The following is a 15,818-nucleotide window of genomic DNA, read 5'->3' as shown; positions in this document are numbered from 1 at the left end:
ATAAGACAACATTAAAAAACTTTATCGACAATTCTTTCTTTAATCAGTTTGACATTCAATGCAGGATAAAATATACTAGGTGAAATTGAATTTTCGAATAATTATCAAATTAAATAGGGTCTTATCAAGAGAGACGGAGGGATTGGCCCTTTGATGTCTCAGCAACCAGCTCTAAAGGTGCACGGTGCTAATTCCAATGGGTAAACAGCCTAGAAGATAAGAAGAATGTTTGTAAACCCGGACCTTCTTCTTATGAAGAAGGTTCTTTTTATATGGGTGTATATCCGACTAAATCTATTGGTTTATTAATTTACAGGGAGGAAGAATCAAACTAACGGAGGCCAGCAATTAAGAGTAAAAGCAAGAAAGCAAGAAAGCTAAAATAAATGTTTATGAGGTGGGAAATTTGCAGCTGCATGTGAAAAATAGTCCTTTCAATGAAGAACAAACGGAACTTATTAATCGTTTAATCCCGACGTTAACTGACCATCAAAAAGCCTGGCTGACAGGTTATTTATCAGCAGCTCAGGCAACACAAGCACTTCCTTCAGCAGATCCTGCTGAAAAGAGCCAGGTGCAGCAGGGAGCAGGTTCACAGGGAACAAGTCCTGCTGTCACAAGAGAAGTGACTCTGTTAATCGGGTCGCACACCGGGAACGGTGAGTCAGTGGCGAATGACGTAGAAGAAACATTAAAGAAAGAACAAATAAAGGTGTCCCGCTTTTCCATGGATGAGTTTAAGCCAAAATCTCTTAGTAAAGTGGAAGATCTGCTTGTTATCACGAGCACACATGGAGACGGTGACCCGCCTGATAATGCACTTGAATTACATGAGTTTTTGCATAGTAAACGGGCGCCAAAGCTTGAGGGAGTAAGGTTTTCTGTTCTTTCACTTGGAGACAGCTCCTATGAATTCTTTTGTCAAACCGGTAAAGACTTCGATCAGCGTCTTGAAGAGCTTGGCGCAAAAAGGCTATTTGACCGTGTAGATTGTGATCTTGACTTTGAAGAACCGGCAGCCCAGTGGCTTTCTGGGGTTCTTGGCGTTCTGAATGAATCAAAGGCAGCGGATGTTTCTGCACAGGAGACGTCAGAAGCTGCGGAAAGTTCTTCAGTGAATCAGCCGGCTTACTCCCGTACAAATCCTTTTCATGCAGAAATATTGGAGAATATAAACCTTAATGGACGCGGCTCAAATAAAGAAACCCGTCATATTGAATTGGATCTAGAAGGCTCTAATTTGTCCTATCAGCCAGGGGACAGCCTCGGAATCATTCCGGAAAACGATCCCGCACTTGTCGATCAATTGATTGAAGCGGCGGGGTGGGACCCTGATGAGTCTGTATCAATTAATAAAGACGGGGACATTCGCTCATTGCATGAAGCATTGATCAAGGTTTTTGAGATTACAAGTCTATCAAAGCCTCTAATTGAAAAAGCAGCAGCTTTAACGGGGAACGAGGGGCTTAAGGAGCTTTTGAAACCTGAACAGAGCGAAAAGCTAAAAACATACATTTACGGACGCGACCTGATTGATCTAACAGAGGATTATGGACCTTGGGAGGTTCCTGCCAAGGAATTCGTAGGCATTCTTCGTAAAATACCGGCAAGGCTTTATTCCATTGCCAGCAGCCCAAACGCTAATCCTGATGAAGTTCACTTGACAATTGGAGCCCTGCGCTATGATTCAAATGGACGCAACCGTACAGGTGTCTGCTCAGTGCAATGTGCAGAGCGATCAGAACCTGGCAGCAGCCTGCCTGTATTCGTTCAGTCCAATAATAACTTCAGACTGCCGGAAAATCCGGATACGCCGGTCATAATGATTGGCGCGGGCACAGGTGTTGCGCCTTACCGTGCCTTTTTAGAAGAAAGAGAGGAAAGCGGAGCGAGCGGGAAGTCCTGGCTTTTCTTTGGCGACCAGCATTTTGTGACGGATTTCCTTTATCAGACAGAATGGCTGAAATGGCTGAAAGAGGGCGTACTTACCCGCATGGATGTGGCCTTTTCACGGGATTCAGAAGAGAAGGTTTACGTACAGCATAGAATGCTTGAAAAAGGCAAAGAGCTTTTTGAATGGCTTGAAGCGGGTGCGAATGTCTATGTTTGCGGTGATGAAAAGTTCATGGCAAAAGACGTCAATGCGGCTCTTTTATCGATTATTGAAAGAGAAGGAAACCTGACTTTACAGGAAGCAGAGGCATACCTGGCCAATTTACGCAGTCAAAAACGCTACCTGCGAGATGTGTACTAAAAAAAGATTATCCTTAAAACGAGGGGAGATACACCATGACCAATAAAGAATTATCCCGCCAGGATGGACCGCCTAATGAAATGGAAAAGATCAAAGAAAGAAGTAATTTTCTCAGAGGAACGCTTACAGAAAGCTTTGAAGAGCGCCTTACAGCATCCATTCCTGATGACGACGGAAAATTACTGAAGTTCCATGGAAGCTATATGCAGGATGACCGGGATATTAGAAATGAGCGTAAACGCCAAAAGCTTGAGCCGGCGTATTCATTCATGATTCGTGTACGCCTTCCGGGAGGAGTTGCAACACCGGAGCAGTGGCTGACGATGGATCATCTTGCAAATACTTACGGAAATGGAACGCTTAAGCTGACAACACGCCAAACATTCCAGCTGCACGGCATTTTAAAATGGAATATGAAAAAAACGATTCAGGAGATGGACCGTGCGCTGATGGATACCATTGCAGCATGCGGGGATGTAAACAGAAACGTAATGAGTACATCCAACCCATACCAGTCAGACGTTCATGGAGAGGTGTATGAGGTCTCGAAGAAAATCAGTGAGCACCTTCTTCCAAAAACCCGTGCGTACCATGAAATTTGGCTGGATGAAGAAAAGGTTCTTGAGAGTGCAAAAACAGAAGAAGAGATCGAGCCTATCTATGGAGCGCTTTATCTGCCGCGTAAATTTAAAATTGGGGTTGCTATCCCGCCCTCCAATGATGTTGATATTTATTCACAAGACCTTGGCTTTATTGCCATCATTGAGGATGGAAAGCTGCAGGGCTTTAATGTAACAGCGGGAGGCGGCATGGGGATGACTCATGGCGATACGAATACGTACCCTCAATTAGCGCGGGTTGTCGGCTTCTGTCCGACTGAGAAGGTTTCGGAAGTAGCTGAAAAGATTCTTACGATTCAGCGTGACTACGGAAACCGTTCTGAACGAAAAAACGCACGTTTTAAATACACGATCGATAAAAGAGGCCTGCCTTGGCTGAAGAATGAATTAAATGAACGGTTAGGGTGGGATCTTGAAGAAGCCCGCGCCTTCCATTTTGATCACAACGGTGACCGATATGGCTGGCTTGAAAACGATGGCAAATGGCATTTGACGCTGTTTATTGAAAACGGACGGGTAAAAGACACTGAAAATTACCCGATAATGACAGGTCTTCGTGAAATTGCGAAGGTTCATAAAGGATATTTTCGCCTGACGGCTAATCAAAACCTGATTATCAGCAATGTGAGCCGTAGAAACAAGAAAAAAATCGATGAACTGGTGGCACAATACGGACTTACGGACGGCAAAGAAAATTCTGCTCTGCGCAGAAATTCAATGGCCTGTGTGGCCCTGCCTACATGCGGACTGGCCATGGCGGAAGCTGAGCGTTATCTGCCAGTACTCGTGACAAAAATTGAGGACCTTCTAGAAGAAAATGGTCTTCGGGATGAAGAAATCATTATCCGCATGTCCGGCTGTCCAAATAGCTGTTCAAGACCGGCGCTGGGTGAAATCGCCTTTATTGGGAAAGCTCCCGGCAAATACAATATGTATATGGGCGCGGGCTTTGCAGGGGATCGCCTGAACAAGATTTACCGCGAAAATATTGGTGAAGAGGAAATCCTGGAAACATTAAAGCCAATCGTTTCACGCTATGCGAAAGAACGCCATGAAAACGAACATTTTGGTGATTTCGTTATTCGTGCAGGCTACGTTGAAGAAGTGACATCCGGACTGAACTTTCATTCATGAGTTTTAGTTGATTGGAGTGTTTTATGTTGAAGTATAGCTACGTTTCCCACCTCTATTGTCCAAAATGCGGGAATGAGTACGATACAGCGGGAAAGCAGCAGCTTTGCTCGTGCGGGTCTCCACTTTTAGTAGAGTATGAGTGGGATGAACTAAAAAAAGTACTAACACCTGAACAGCTGACAAAAAGAGAGAACTCCCTATGGCGGTATCATGAGATGCTTCCTGTTGAAAATGAGGAGCATGTTGTTTCCCTTGGAGAAGGGATGACTCCGCTGCTAAAGCTGCCTGTTCTCGGAAAAGAAATGGATATTCATAACCTCTACATGAAGGATGAAGGGCTTGTTCCCACCGGAACCTTTAAAGCGAGAGGTGCTGCAGTCGGCGTTTCAAAGGCAAAGGAAATCGGTGTAAAGGAATTTGCCATGCCGACAAACGGCAATGCCGGAGCAGCCTGGGCTCTTTACGGGGCAAAGGCAGGGATCAAATCCACAATCGTTATGCCAAAGGATGCACCGAAAATTACGCGAAATGAGGTTGCCCTATCCGGCGCAAATTTATATGTTGTAGACGGACTGATCAGTGATGCCGGGAAAATCGTCGGGAAAGCTGTGAAAGACTACGGGCTGTATGACGTTTCAACGCTTAAAGAGCCGTACCGGATTGAAGGCAAAAAGACAATGGGCCTTGAAATTGCAGAGCAAATGGGCTGGGAAATGCCTGGTGTGATTCTTTATCCTACCGGCGGCGGAGTCGGGCTGATCGGCATTTATAAGGCATTAAAGGAATTACAGACCTTAGGATGGGTGAAAGGAAGACTTCCGCGTCTTGTTGCCGTGCAGGCTGCAGGCTGTGCGCCTATCGTAAAAGCATGGAAGGAAAAGAAGACAGAGTCTGAATTCTGGCCAAACTCTGAAACAAAAGCCTTTGGAATTAATGTACCAAAAGCACTCGGTGATTTTTTAGTGCTCGACGCCATTTATCAAACAGACGGCTGTGCTGTTGAAGTAGAGGATGAATCCATGCTTGAAGAGCAAAAAAGAATTGCACGTCTTGAAGGAGCCTTTATTTGCCCTGAAGGTGCTGCTGTATTTTCCGCTATTCGCCGCCTAAGACGAGATGGCTGGATTACCCGGGATGAGACGGTTGTAGCCTTAAATACAGGCGCTGGAATCAAATATCCAGATACTGTAGACAGTGACGTTCCTGTTATTAAGAAAGATACTTCTATCAAAATCTGATCGATTAGTTCTTATTAGGATGACGAAAAAGTATTTCTTAAGGTAAACCAGATGTCCTAAACGATAAAAGAGGAAGAAATGATTTAGTTTTAAACTTGTAAATATGCTACGATTCTATTAAAGATAAACGTCCTCTTTCAAGAGGGCGTTTTATTTATGTGAAAACACAACTAATCGCTTGGCTCTTACCATTCATGTTAATGAATCATGCTGAAATAGGGCATTTACAAACATTTAACAAATTTAATTAAGAAAAGGGCTAAACAAGCGAGTGATCCTAATGGTAGTATGGTAAGAGGAGTCTTGAATCCGCTTTTTTTAAAAAGGATAACAGGAATCAATAATGCATTTCATTGGGCATACTGACTCTTACATAATCAATAAAAAGTAATAAAGGACTTGGAAATGGAGTTGTCATGATTGGCTGATTTAAGATCACCAGAAAAAAGATTTCGCCCGGAGCTCGAAGGGGTTAGAGCGGTAGCGGCACTCCTGGTTGCTATTTATCATATATGGCTTGGTTCAGTATCAGGCGGAGTTGATGTGTTTTTCATTGTTTCAGGCTATTTGATCACGACCTCTTTGCTATCGCGTATGGAGAGGGAAGGGAAAATCAATTATCCTGAGTATTTGCTAGGGCTGGGGAGAAGGCTTTTCCCTATTGCATTCACCGTCATTTTAGTAACCGGTGTGCTGTCAATTCTGCTAATTCCAAAGACTGTTTGGACACAGACTGTACCTCAGTTATTTTCCTCTGCTTTTTACTTTCAAAATTGGCAGCTGGCAAATAATGCAGTTGATTATCTGGCTCAAAACAATGCTGCCAGCCCATTCCAGCATTTTTGGGCTCTATCCATTCAGGGACAGTTTTACATAACCTGGCCGCTTTTGATTCTGGCTGCTTATTTAATAGCAAAAAAGGGGTTAAAGTTACCTGTCAGAAAAACGTTGTTAACAATTTTGGCGATTGTTTTCACCATGTCGCTTTCCTATTCCATTTACATAACAAATGCGAATCAGCCATGGGCTTACTTTGACACCTTTGCCCGCGTTTGGGAATTCAGTCTTGGAGGTATGCTTGCTCTTGTTATCCCGTATTTAAGCTTTAAAAAACCGATTACTTTTATTATTGGCTGGCTTGGGCTGGCGATTATCTGTTTAACAGGGATTCTTCTTCCAGTTTCAAACGTATTTCCAGGCTATGCTGCCCTGCTGCCGACAAGCGGTGTCATTCTTGTGATTATCGCGGCTGAAAATGGAAGCCGCTTTGGGGTTCAAAGATTACTTGGGTCGAAGCCATTCCTGTACTTCGGTAGTATTTCTTACGGATTTTACTTATGGCATTGGCCGCTTTTAATTTTCTATTATGCGTATTTTGGAAGAGAGACAATTTCTTTTGCAGGCGGTATTTCAATTTTATTGATTACCTTTTTGTTATCCATTCTCTCAGTAAAGGGAATTGAAGCGCCGTACCGAAAAATGAATATTAAAACGTCAAAAGGAAAAACAGCTGGTGTTCTTGCAGCCCTAATGCTCCCTGCTCTGATCGTAGGCTCAACCTGGGGAATCTATGTTAATCAGACCCAGGCGGTTGGGGAATCCACCATCGGGGATCATCCAGGTGCACAGGCTATTTCAGATAATATCCAGCCTAACCCGGCTGCTGAAGTGATTCCTGATCTCATTGCTGTTAAATCGCATCTTCCTTCCTTTTATAAGGAGAAGGGTTGTTATTCTACCGGTGAGAGCGCCGTGGTGACCAAATGCTCCTATGGTGTAACTGAGAATCCTGATTACACGATTGCAGTTGTAGGGGGCTCTCACTCTGGCCACTGGGTCCCGGCATTAGAAGCGATGGCTGAAGAAATGAAATTAAAAATTGACGTCTACAACAAAGATGCCTGCAGGTTCTCAAATGGTGACCATCCGAAGCAGCTGACTCCGTCCTGTACTGAATGGAATGAAAGTTTGATGGAGCCTTTAATTGCAGGAAAACCGGATTTAGTTTTTACTACAGCAAATAATAATATTGGAGATACAGTTCCCTCAGGATATATAAGCAAGTGGAAAGAGCTTGAAGGAATTGCCACTGTATTTGCTGTGAGGGATAATCCGAGGTTCGAAGATGATATACCGACCTGTGTAGAAGAAAAAGGACCTGAGGCATGCTCAGTTCCAAGAGAAGAATTGCTTTCATCCACTATTCCCTGGGAAAACACAGAAAATATTCCGGACAATGTCTATTTTGCAGATATGACGGAATACTTTTGTGATGATCAAGCCTGTCACGCTGTGATAGGGAATGTGCTAGTTTATCGGGATCGCCACCATATCAGTACAGTTTATGCAGAGACATTGGCTAACGGGCTAAAGGTGCATATACAGGAAGCCCTTAAAAATAAAGAATAAGTTTAATGAACGAAAAGGTTCCCGTCACAGGGGGCCTTTTTTGTATAATAAAGGATTTTTTTGTCGCTTCATAGGTTTTTCACATAAAGGAGAGGGTAGAGGGAACGGAGCAGTAAACAGAAAGTGTTAAGGAGGAAGGAGGATTTTATGAAAAACAATAAATTAATTGATTATCAAATTTTTATTCCCTCACTTCTGATCGTTGCTGCTATAAGTGTTCCATTTGCTTTATTTGAGGCTGAGTCATTAAGCGTGCTTAATTCAATATTTGATTCAATTGTAAGCGGGTTTGGCTGGGGTTATTTATGGTATGGAATCATTTTGGTTGCAGCGGGACTTTATTTATCCTTTTCAAAATATGGTCAGGTCGTTTTAGGCGATCCTAATGAAAAGCCGCGTTTTACGCTGTTTGAATATGCCTCTATCCTTATTGCGATGGGGCTTGGGTCGACCATTATGCGAACGGGGATGCTTCAATGGTCATCAGTTGCGAATGATCCTCCTGCCGGAGTTGATATCGGGTCAGCTGAAGCTCTTTTATGGGGGAATTCCTACAGCATGTTTTTATGGGGATTTCAGGTATTTGCTATATTTGTCATGATTGCCCCTGCCATGGCTTATGTACTTCATGTTAAAAAACGTCCGCTTTTAAGAATTTCAGAGGCCTGCAGAGTGCTTTTAGGTGATAAGCTGACAGATGGCTGGGCTGGCAGAGTTCTTGATATCTTATTTTTAATTAGTATCTTAACCGGTGCTGCTGTAACACTTGGTCTGGGTGCTCCTATCATTACCTATAATCTTTCAGCGCTTTTTAATATTGAAGTTACCTTTGGGATGACGATTATTGTAACGATTGTCTGGGTGTTCCTATTTTCTCTTAGTGCATATCTTGGAATTGACAAAGGGATTAAACGATTGAGCACTTTTAATATGTATCTCGCTGGACTATTCGCTTTATTTATTGTGCTGGCAGGACCAGGGGTATTCATTTTAAACTATTTTTCAGACACTGTTTCCTTTTTGCTCACGAATTATCTGACCATATCTTTAAATACGGAATCAGTCTTTGAAGGAGAGGCGTCCCATATCCAAAGCAATACTGTTTTCTGGTATGCCTATAGTGCTACCTGGGCGATGCTGCACGGAGTATTCGCCGCTAAGATCTCTAAAGGAAGAACAATAAAGGAAATGATACTGACTTATTTACTTGCTCCAACCCTGATCTCCTGGATCGCAACAGGGGTCCTTGGAGGACTTGGCGTTCACCGCTATTTAACTGGTGAAGTTCCTGTGCTTGATTTAGTCCTGGAGGATGCAGCAGAAGGAATGTCTGTTATTCCGGAAATTCTTGCTACTCTTCCGCTTGGAGGATTTGCGATTGTCGTGTTTATAATCATAGCGTTAATTTTCCTAACAACCACTCTTGATTCCACGACGTATACAATCGCAGCTTATACGAGTACAAATGACATGAGTGAAAAAGAACCGCCTAAAGTTCTGAGAATTATAATGGCTGCTATTATAACTGTTCTTGCTCTAATTTTAATGCGTGTCGGAGGGCTTGCCCCATTAGAGGTCATATCCGGTCTGATGGGTCTGCCGATCATTTTTATTCAGTTTCTTCTGATCTATGCAGCAAAACGAATGATTGATAGGGATCAGGCATGGAGACACAATGTAAGAAAAGAAACAAACTAAAAGCGCGTGCACCGGTTATTCCGGTGCATGTTTTTTACGGTATAATAAAATAAATTAGCCAAAGAAAGGGATGGTCAAATGTACAAAGGAATTCATCATGTATCAATTATTGTCACCGATATAGAGCGATCAATGAGATTTTATGAAGAGGTTTTGGGATTTGAGAGAAGTAACGAGCGTCCGGGGTTTGACTTCGATGGAGCATGGTATCAGATAGGAGAAACACAGCTTCATTTGATTGCATTTAAGGAAGGAAAAACATTAAGGGGAACGACTTCAATTGACTCAAATGATGGACATTTTGCCATAAGGGTTGAAGATATTGAGGGATTTATAAAGAGAATGGAAGAAAATCAGGTAGCTATTTTAAATAAGCCTGTGAACAAAACAGATTGGCATCAGGTATTCATTAGTGATCCGGATGGAAATTTGATCGAATTCAATCAGTAGTTCAACTGTGTTTTTATGTAAAGTACTTCTTATTAAAATCTTACATAAGTCAACAAGACTGTCAGACGGAGTAATTCAGTGGTTTATTAACCACCTGAGGCAGTAATTACCGCTATACTCGTTTCAAAATAATTATTATTATACTAATTATGAAACATATTAAACGATTTACCTCATTATTCTTGCTGTCTATTGCTTCAGTCTATGGTTTTAGTGAATCCGGTGCGAAAGCTTCCTCAGCACATACGGTTTCATCCGGGGATACCATGTGGAAGCTGGCTGTCCGCTATGAAATAGGCGTAACGGAAATTATTCAGGCTAACCCTCAAATCGAAAACCCGGACATGATTTACCCTGGGCAGCAGCTGACTATTCCAAGTGTAAGCAGCTTTGTTTCAGTAGAGGAGGAAGTTGTTTCTCTTGTAAACCAGGAACGGGCAAAAAATGGTTTGAAGCCGCTAAAAGGGGATTGGGAGCTTTCACGTGTTGCGCGTTTTAAATCAGAAGACATGCGTGATAAAAACTATTTCAGTCATACTTCTCCTTCATACGGAAGTCCTCATCAAATGATTCGTGATTTCGGCCTTACATACCGAGCATCAGGAGAAAATATTGCAGCCGGCCAAACATCAGCTCAGGCTGTCTTTACTGCCTGGATGAATAGTTCTGGCCATCGCCAGAACATCTTATCCCCAAGCTACACACATATTGGTGTAGGATACGCTAAAGGAGGATCGTACGGCCATTATTGGACTCAGATGTTTATTGCAGAACAGTAGAAAACGGGGGGAAAACCTCGTTTCTTTATTAATTATTGTAAGACGTGATGAGTGTCTATGCCAAAGAGTACCTCTCTTCATAATGTAGTAGTGTACCTTCGTTTTCAGGGTAATGAAAATGAAATAAGGCTGCAGATAGGAGGGTTTTACATGGGCTATGGATATGGCGGATGGGGCTTTGGCGGCGGCCACGGCGGCTGCGGCGGCTATGGCGGCGGTTACGGTAACACCTTTGTGCTGATCGTTGTTCTATTTATTTTGCTTATCATTGTCGGCGCAACTTTTTACTACTAGGAGTATAAACGGATTATCCAGTTGCCGCTTTGTCTGCCTCCCCTTGACAGGCGGTTAAAAAAGATAACCGTAAAAGACCTCTTCCTTGGTTAAAAGGAAGAGGTTATTTGTTTTTTAATGGCTCATATCATAAAGACCGCAAAAGAATAAACGTCTTAAAGATTTTAGCCCGTGTGATCCATCCATTTAGCCGGAAGCAACTTTAGTTACTAATAGGACTGCAGCAGACCAGATGATACAGGATTGCTGCAGTCCTATATTTATATTTGTTATTACTCATAATAAATATCGCTCCTATTCTCTTAAATTAGTTAATCCTCTTGTAAAAATAGGAAGAGTAGGATAACATGTAAGCACTTACATACAGAGTCATCTGATGACCATATGAGTTATGGAGAATTAGTAGAGATTAGATTCTGGCAGTGTTGTCTGTTTATAAGGGTTTATTATGGTATGCTGTTTTGCTTGCTTTTTAAAAGATGAGATGGAGGGTGATAAGAATGAAGGTTTCATTATTTGTAACCTGTCTGGCGGACGTCTTTTATCCGGGAGTTGGGAAAGACACAGTTGAAGTGCTTGAACGATTAGGCTGCGAGGTGGATTTTCCGGAGAAACAGACCTGCTGCGGCCAGCCGGCTTTTAACAGCGGGTATCACATAGACACAATAAAGGTGGCGAAGCATATGATCACGACCTTTGAGCATGCCGATTACGTCGTGACGCCCTCCGGCTCTTGTGCAGCCATGCTTAAGGAGTATCCTGAGCTTTTAAAAGAGGAGAGGGATTGGGAAAAGCGTGCAGAGCAGCTTGCGAACAAAACCTTTGAGTTTACCCAGTTCCTGGTCCATGTCCTGAAGATTGAAAAAGTAGATGCTGAACTGAATGCCAATGCCACCTATCATACATCATGCCATATGACCAGGCTGCTTAGAGAAACAGAAGCTCCATTAAAGCTGCTTAACGGAGTAAAAGGGCTGAATCTTGAAGAACTCCCTAATCGTGAAGCGTGCTGTGGATTCGGAGGGACGTTTGCAGTGAAAATGTCCTCTATATCAGAGCAGATGGTGAATGAAAAGGTTATGCATATTGAAGACACGAAAGCAGAGGTATTAATTGGTGCAGATTGCGGGTGTCTCATGAACATCGGGGGCAGACTGGAACGAAGCGGAAAGCAGGTAAAGGTTATGCATATTGCACAGGTGTTAAACAGCCAGGAATCACTTACGAAGGGGTGAGCGCAAAATGCCAATGAAAATAGGAGATCCAAGCTTTGATACCCGCGTAGAAAAGGGACTGAAGGATACGTTTATGAGACAGGCTGTCACGTCAGCTCAGGAGCGATTAAAGCTTGCGAAAGGAAAGGCGGAGGAAGAACTTGGAAACTGGGAGGAATGGCGCAGTCTGTCAGAGGAAATTCGTGCTCATACGCTTGAAAATATCGATTACTACCTGCACCAATTAAGCGAAAATGTCAGTAAAAATGGCGGTCACGTATTTTTTGCTCAAACGGCGGAGGATGCCAATGCGTATATTAAAGAAGTAGCTCAGAAGAAAAACGCTAAAAAAGTGATTAAATCAAAATCCATGGTTACTGAGGAAATTAGTATGAATGAGGCTCTTGAAAGCGTGGGCTGTGAAGTCATTGAATCCGATCTTGGCGAGTACATTCTTCAAATTGATGACCATGATCCGCCCTCTCATATCGTGGCTCCTGCTCTCCATAAAAACAAAGAGCAAATCCGGGACACTTTCATTGAAAAAAAGGGCTATACCAAATCCTCTAATCCGCAGGAGCTTACGCTTTTTGCAAGAGAACTTCTTCGAAAAGAATTTCTTGAGGCAGATATTGGCGTAACAGGCTGTAATTTTGCTGTAGCTGAATCAGGAAGCATTTCACTAGTGACAAATGAAGGGAACGCGAGACTCGCGACAACTCTCCCTAAAACACAAATTACAGTCATGGGAATGGAGCGGGTGGTGCCTACCTGGGAGGAGCTTGATATTTTAGTCAGTATGCTCTGCCGCAGTGCGGTCGGTCAAAAGCTGACAAGCTATGTCACAGGGCTTACCGGAGCAAGAGAAGAAGGAGATGTGGATGGACCTGAAGAATTCCACCTGGTCATTGTTGATAATGGCCGATCAAAAATTTTAGGCACCGAGTTTCAGGCCGCACTGCATTGTATTCGCTGTGCAGCGTGCATTAATGTTTGTCCGGTTTATCGTCATGTTGGCGGCCATTCATACGGCTCGATTTACCCTGGACCAATCGGTGCTGTTCTGACACCTCTGCTCGAGGGCTATGATGATCATAAGGAGCTGCCATATGCGTCTACACTTTGTGCAGCCTGTACAGACGCCTGTCCGGTAAAAATCCCGCTCCATGAAATGCTTGTGAAGCATAGAAGGAATATCGCAGAGGAAAAAAGGACAACCCTTTCTGAAACCTTTGCAATGAAAGGCTTTGGCTTAGTGGCAAGCTCACCTGCTTTATTTAATATGAGCACGCGGACTGCCCCATTTATGTTATCTCCTTTCACAAAGGATGGATCGATCAAAAATGGACCGGGACCGATGAAAGGCTGGACCGATATACGTGATTTTCCTGAAAGCAAAAAAGAAAGATTCAGAGATTGGTATAAACACCGTGAGAGCAAAAAAGGAGGGGGCAGTAAATGATTCAGCATCGTGAAACGTTTTTGGAGAATGTAGCCAAACAGCTCGGACGTCCTGGAAGGACCTCCGGAGTTAAACGGCCAGTCTACCAGAAGAGCCCCCAGCACAATGTGATGAAGGATCATTCTAAGGATGAACTCCTTGCTATTTTAAAGGATCAATGTCTTGCCATTCATACAGACTTTAAGCAAACAACTCATGATGGGATTGAAAAAGCAATTGATGAAGTGCTGGAGGAGTATAAGGCAAGCTCCGTCATTACGTGGAATGATCCGAGATTTGACGCTTATGGCCTGAGTGATTTTCAAAAAAGGGAAAATGTTGACGTATGGGATGCTGGAAAGGAAAGCCGGTCAATTGAATTAGCGGAAAGAGCGGATGTGGGGATTACTTTTTCTGATTATACTTTAGCGGAATCAGGAACTGTTGTGCTCTTGAGTAATAAAGGGAAAGGGCGTGCAGTTAGTCTGCTGCCTACCTATTACATTGCTATTATTCCAAAAAGCACCCTTGTGCCGAGGATGACCCAGGCGACAGATGCTATTCACAAAATGGTTGAAGCAGAAGGCGCCCGTCTGCCTTCCTGTATTAATTTTATCACTGGTCCAAGCAATAGCGCCGATATAGAACTAAATTTAGTGGTTGGTGTTCACGGACCAATCCGCGCCTGTTATATTGTGGTGGAGGATCGATAGGAAAGATATAGACCATACAATAAAAGCATTTGAGTTGAACGAGGTGCAGAAATGGCATTTAAACAAGTACAGGCCAAAAAGATTTCAGAGGTCATTTGTGAGCAGCTTGAGCAAATGATTCGCGAGGGAGAAATCAAACCCGGGGAAAAACTTGATTCAGTGGAGAAGCTGGCAAGGGAGTTTAATGTAAGCCGTTCCGCTGTCAGAGAAGCGCAAAGTGCTCTTCGTGCAATGGGTCTCATAACGATAAAACAAGGGGAAGGCACCTTTGTAAATAAATATGATTTTTCAACAATGGTATCACCTGTATCTCCGGAAAATATCATTACTAAAAAAGAAATACTTGAGTTATTTCAACTCAGAAAAATTATTGAGGTTGGAGCTGCCAGCCTTGCAGCCGAGCATCGAACAGAGCAGCAGCTGGCTGAAATGAAAAAATCTCTCTTTGAAATGAAGCAGACAGAAGGCGATCAGGATCTCGGTGAAAAAGCGGATATGAAATTTCATCTCTGCATTGCTGAAGCAGCCGGAAACAGTCTGATCATCGACATGATGCAGAGAATATCTAATACCTTAAGCAAGACAATGTATGAAAGCAGGCGGATTTCATTATTTACCACAAAGCAAACCTTCACCCGTCTTCAGACGCAGCACGAAGCTATTTACGAGGCAATTAAAGCGATGAATTCAAAAGAAGCGAACCGGACCATGCTTGAGCATCTGGTAAATGTAGAAGGGACGCTGATTGATTATCATGAACAAAGATAAAATGAGAAAGAGGCTGGGACAAAACGATCGTTTTATAAATGTGAGGTGAACGGAGCGGAAGGGGGCGACTCCTGCGGGATGAAGAGGGAGCTTGAGATCCACTTGCTGAAAGCAAGTTAGCTCAAGCCCCTCCCCGCGGAAAGCGTCCCCCTGAAGCGCAGTGAACCGGGCCAAAGGGGGTGAGACACAATTGTCCCACTCCCTTTCATTTTGTAAATCAAACCTTATCCTCCCGAAAATCCACATAAACCGTCCCATCCTTTTGCATACCTGCATAAAAAACATCCGATAGAGATTTTACACCGGAGGCTTTTAAGCTTTCCACCAGCCATTCCTTACTTATATTTAATTTCTCCAGATTTTGTTCAATGATTTTCCCGTCAGAGACTAGGGCAGTTGTGAGTGGAATTACTTCAAATGGAGGCTTAGTTCCAGTCAGTTCCTTTTTCATCACAGACAGTTTTCCATCTGTTTCAAATATGGCATAGTCCACATCAAAAGAGAGAAAATGTCCTTGCTTCGCAATAAAGAAAGTAACTGATCAACAGTCAAACGTGATTTTTTCAGTTCGGCCTCCATGATCTTTCCTTTTTTAACAAGAATGCTTGGTTCACCATCTAATGCCTTGCGTATCTTTGGAAATTTAATATCAATCGTTTCAAGCAGGAGGGTGATAGAGACATAATAAAACTCCTTTAAACCTGCTGCTAATCAGTATTCCTTGGATTCAGCTGCTATATTCAATAAAAATCATTAAGATTTCTAAAATAAAGCTTTTTTGAGAGCATGTTGTCGTGTATCAGATA

12 protein-coding genes, 1 pseudogene and 1 riboswitch are annotated in these 15,818 nt (G+C 43.0%); of the genes and pseudogenes, 12 read left to right on the top strand and 1 reads right to left on the bottom strand.

Translation table 11 applies throughout. The features are described 5' to 3' along the window. Window positions 1–118: 118 nt before the first annotated feature. Window positions 119–223, top strand: a riboswitch (SAM riboswitch). 183 nt (window positions 224–406) lie between these two features. The 12 genes from C4B60_RS17220 (at window position 407) to C4B60_RS17165 (ending at window position 15,012) form a co-directional block, all read left to right on the top strand. After that, window positions 407–2,254, top strand: a complete 1,848-nt coding sequence (locus tag C4B60_RS17220) for an assimilatory sulfite reductase (NADPH) flavoprotein subunit (protein WP_104059276.1) — start codon at window positions 407–409, stop codon at window positions 2,252–2,254. Window positions 2,255–2,289: 35 nt separating this feature from the next. Further along, window positions 2,290–4,008: an assimilatory sulfite reductase (NADPH) hemoprotein subunit gene (cysI, locus tag C4B60_RS17215; RefSeq protein WP_104059275.1), complete on the top strand. Its 1,719-nt coding sequence runs from the start codon at window positions 2,290–2,292 to the stop codon at window positions 4,006–4,008. Between the two features lie 26 nt (window positions 4,009–4,034). Next, window positions 4,035–5,246, top strand: a complete 1,212-nt coding sequence (locus C4B60_RS17210) for a threonine synthase (RefSeq protein WP_104059425.1) — start codon at window positions 4,035–4,037, stop codon at window positions 5,244–5,246. Window positions 5,247–5,666: 420 nt separating this feature from the next. Then, on the top strand, window positions 5,667–7,655 hold the full coding sequence (locus tag C4B60_RS17205) for an acyltransferase family protein (RefSeq protein ID WP_104059274.1): 1,989 nt from the start codon (window positions 5,667–5,669) through the stop codon (window positions 7,653–7,655). Window positions 7,656–7,802: 147 nt separating this feature from the next. Then, the gene (locus tag C4B60_RS17200; protein WP_104059273.1) at window positions 7,803–9,353 is read left to right on the top strand and encodes a BCCT family transporter; all 1,551 of its coding nucleotides are present in this window, start codon (window positions 7,803–7,805) and stop codon (window positions 9,351–9,353) included. A gap of 78 nt (window positions 9,354–9,431) precedes the next feature. Then, a complete protein-coding gene (locus C4B60_RS17195) occupies window positions 9,432–9,803 on the top strand; it encodes a VOC family protein (RefSeq protein ID WP_104059272.1) in 372 nt (123 codons plus the stop codon). A 149-nt stretch (window positions 9,804–9,952) separates the two neighbouring features. After that, window positions 9,953–10,582, top strand: coding sequence for a SafA/ExsA family spore coat assembly protein (safA, locus tag C4B60_RS17190; RefSeq protein ID WP_104059271.1), 630 nt, complete (start codon window positions 9,953–9,955; stop codon window positions 10,580–10,582). A 150-nt stretch (window positions 10,583–10,732) separates the two neighbouring features. Beyond that, window positions 10,733–10,876, top strand: a complete 144-nt coding sequence (locus tag C4B60_RS17185) for a YjcZ family sporulation protein (RefSeq protein ID WP_104059270.1) — start codon at window positions 10,733–10,735, stop codon at window positions 10,874–10,876. A 500-nt stretch (window positions 10,877–11,376) separates the two neighbouring features. Continuing rightward, complete coding sequence (locus C4B60_RS17180; RefSeq protein WP_104059269.1) at window positions 11,377–12,111, top strand: (Fe-S)-binding protein; 735 nt, start codon at window positions 11,377–11,379, stop codon at window positions 12,109–12,111. A 7-nt stretch (window positions 12,112–12,118) separates the two neighbouring features. Further along, a complete protein-coding gene (locus C4B60_RS17175) occupies window positions 12,119–13,552 on the top strand; it encodes a LutB/LldF family L-lactate oxidation iron-sulfur protein (RefSeq protein WP_104059268.1) in 1,434 nt (477 codons plus the stop codon). Further along, entirely contained in the window at window positions 13,549–14,244 is a 696-nt protein-coding gene (locus tag C4B60_RS17170) for a LutC/YkgG family protein (RefSeq protein ID WP_104059267.1), read from the top strand. The genes C4B60_RS17175 and C4B60_RS17170 overlap by 4 nt, the downstream gene beginning before the upstream one ends. A gap of 51 nt (window positions 14,245–14,295) precedes the next feature. Beyond that, window positions 14,296–15,012 carry a FadR/GntR family transcriptional regulator gene (locus tag C4B60_RS17165; protein WP_104059266.1) on the top strand — a complete coding sequence of 239 codons (717 nt, stop codon included), beginning with the start codon at window positions 14,296–14,298 and terminating at the stop codon, window positions 15,010–15,012. Between the two features lie 217 nt (window positions 15,013–15,229). Here the strand turns inward: C4B60_RS17165 and C4B60_RS17160 are convergent. Further along, window positions 15,230–15,615, bottom strand: a pseudogene (locus C4B60_RS17160) (DUF421 domain-containing protein). Window positions 15,616–15,818: the final 203 nt, after the last annotated feature.

The sequence above is a fragment of the Jeotgalibacillus proteolyticus genome (assembly GCF_002926065.1).
GTDB classification, from domain to species: domain Bacteria; phylum Bacillota; class Bacilli; order Bacillales; family Jeotgalibacillaceae; genus Jeotgalibacillus; species Jeotgalibacillus proteolyticus.
Note: the sequence above shows the minus strand (reverse complement) of the source record. Positions and strands in the feature narration are given on the sequence as shown.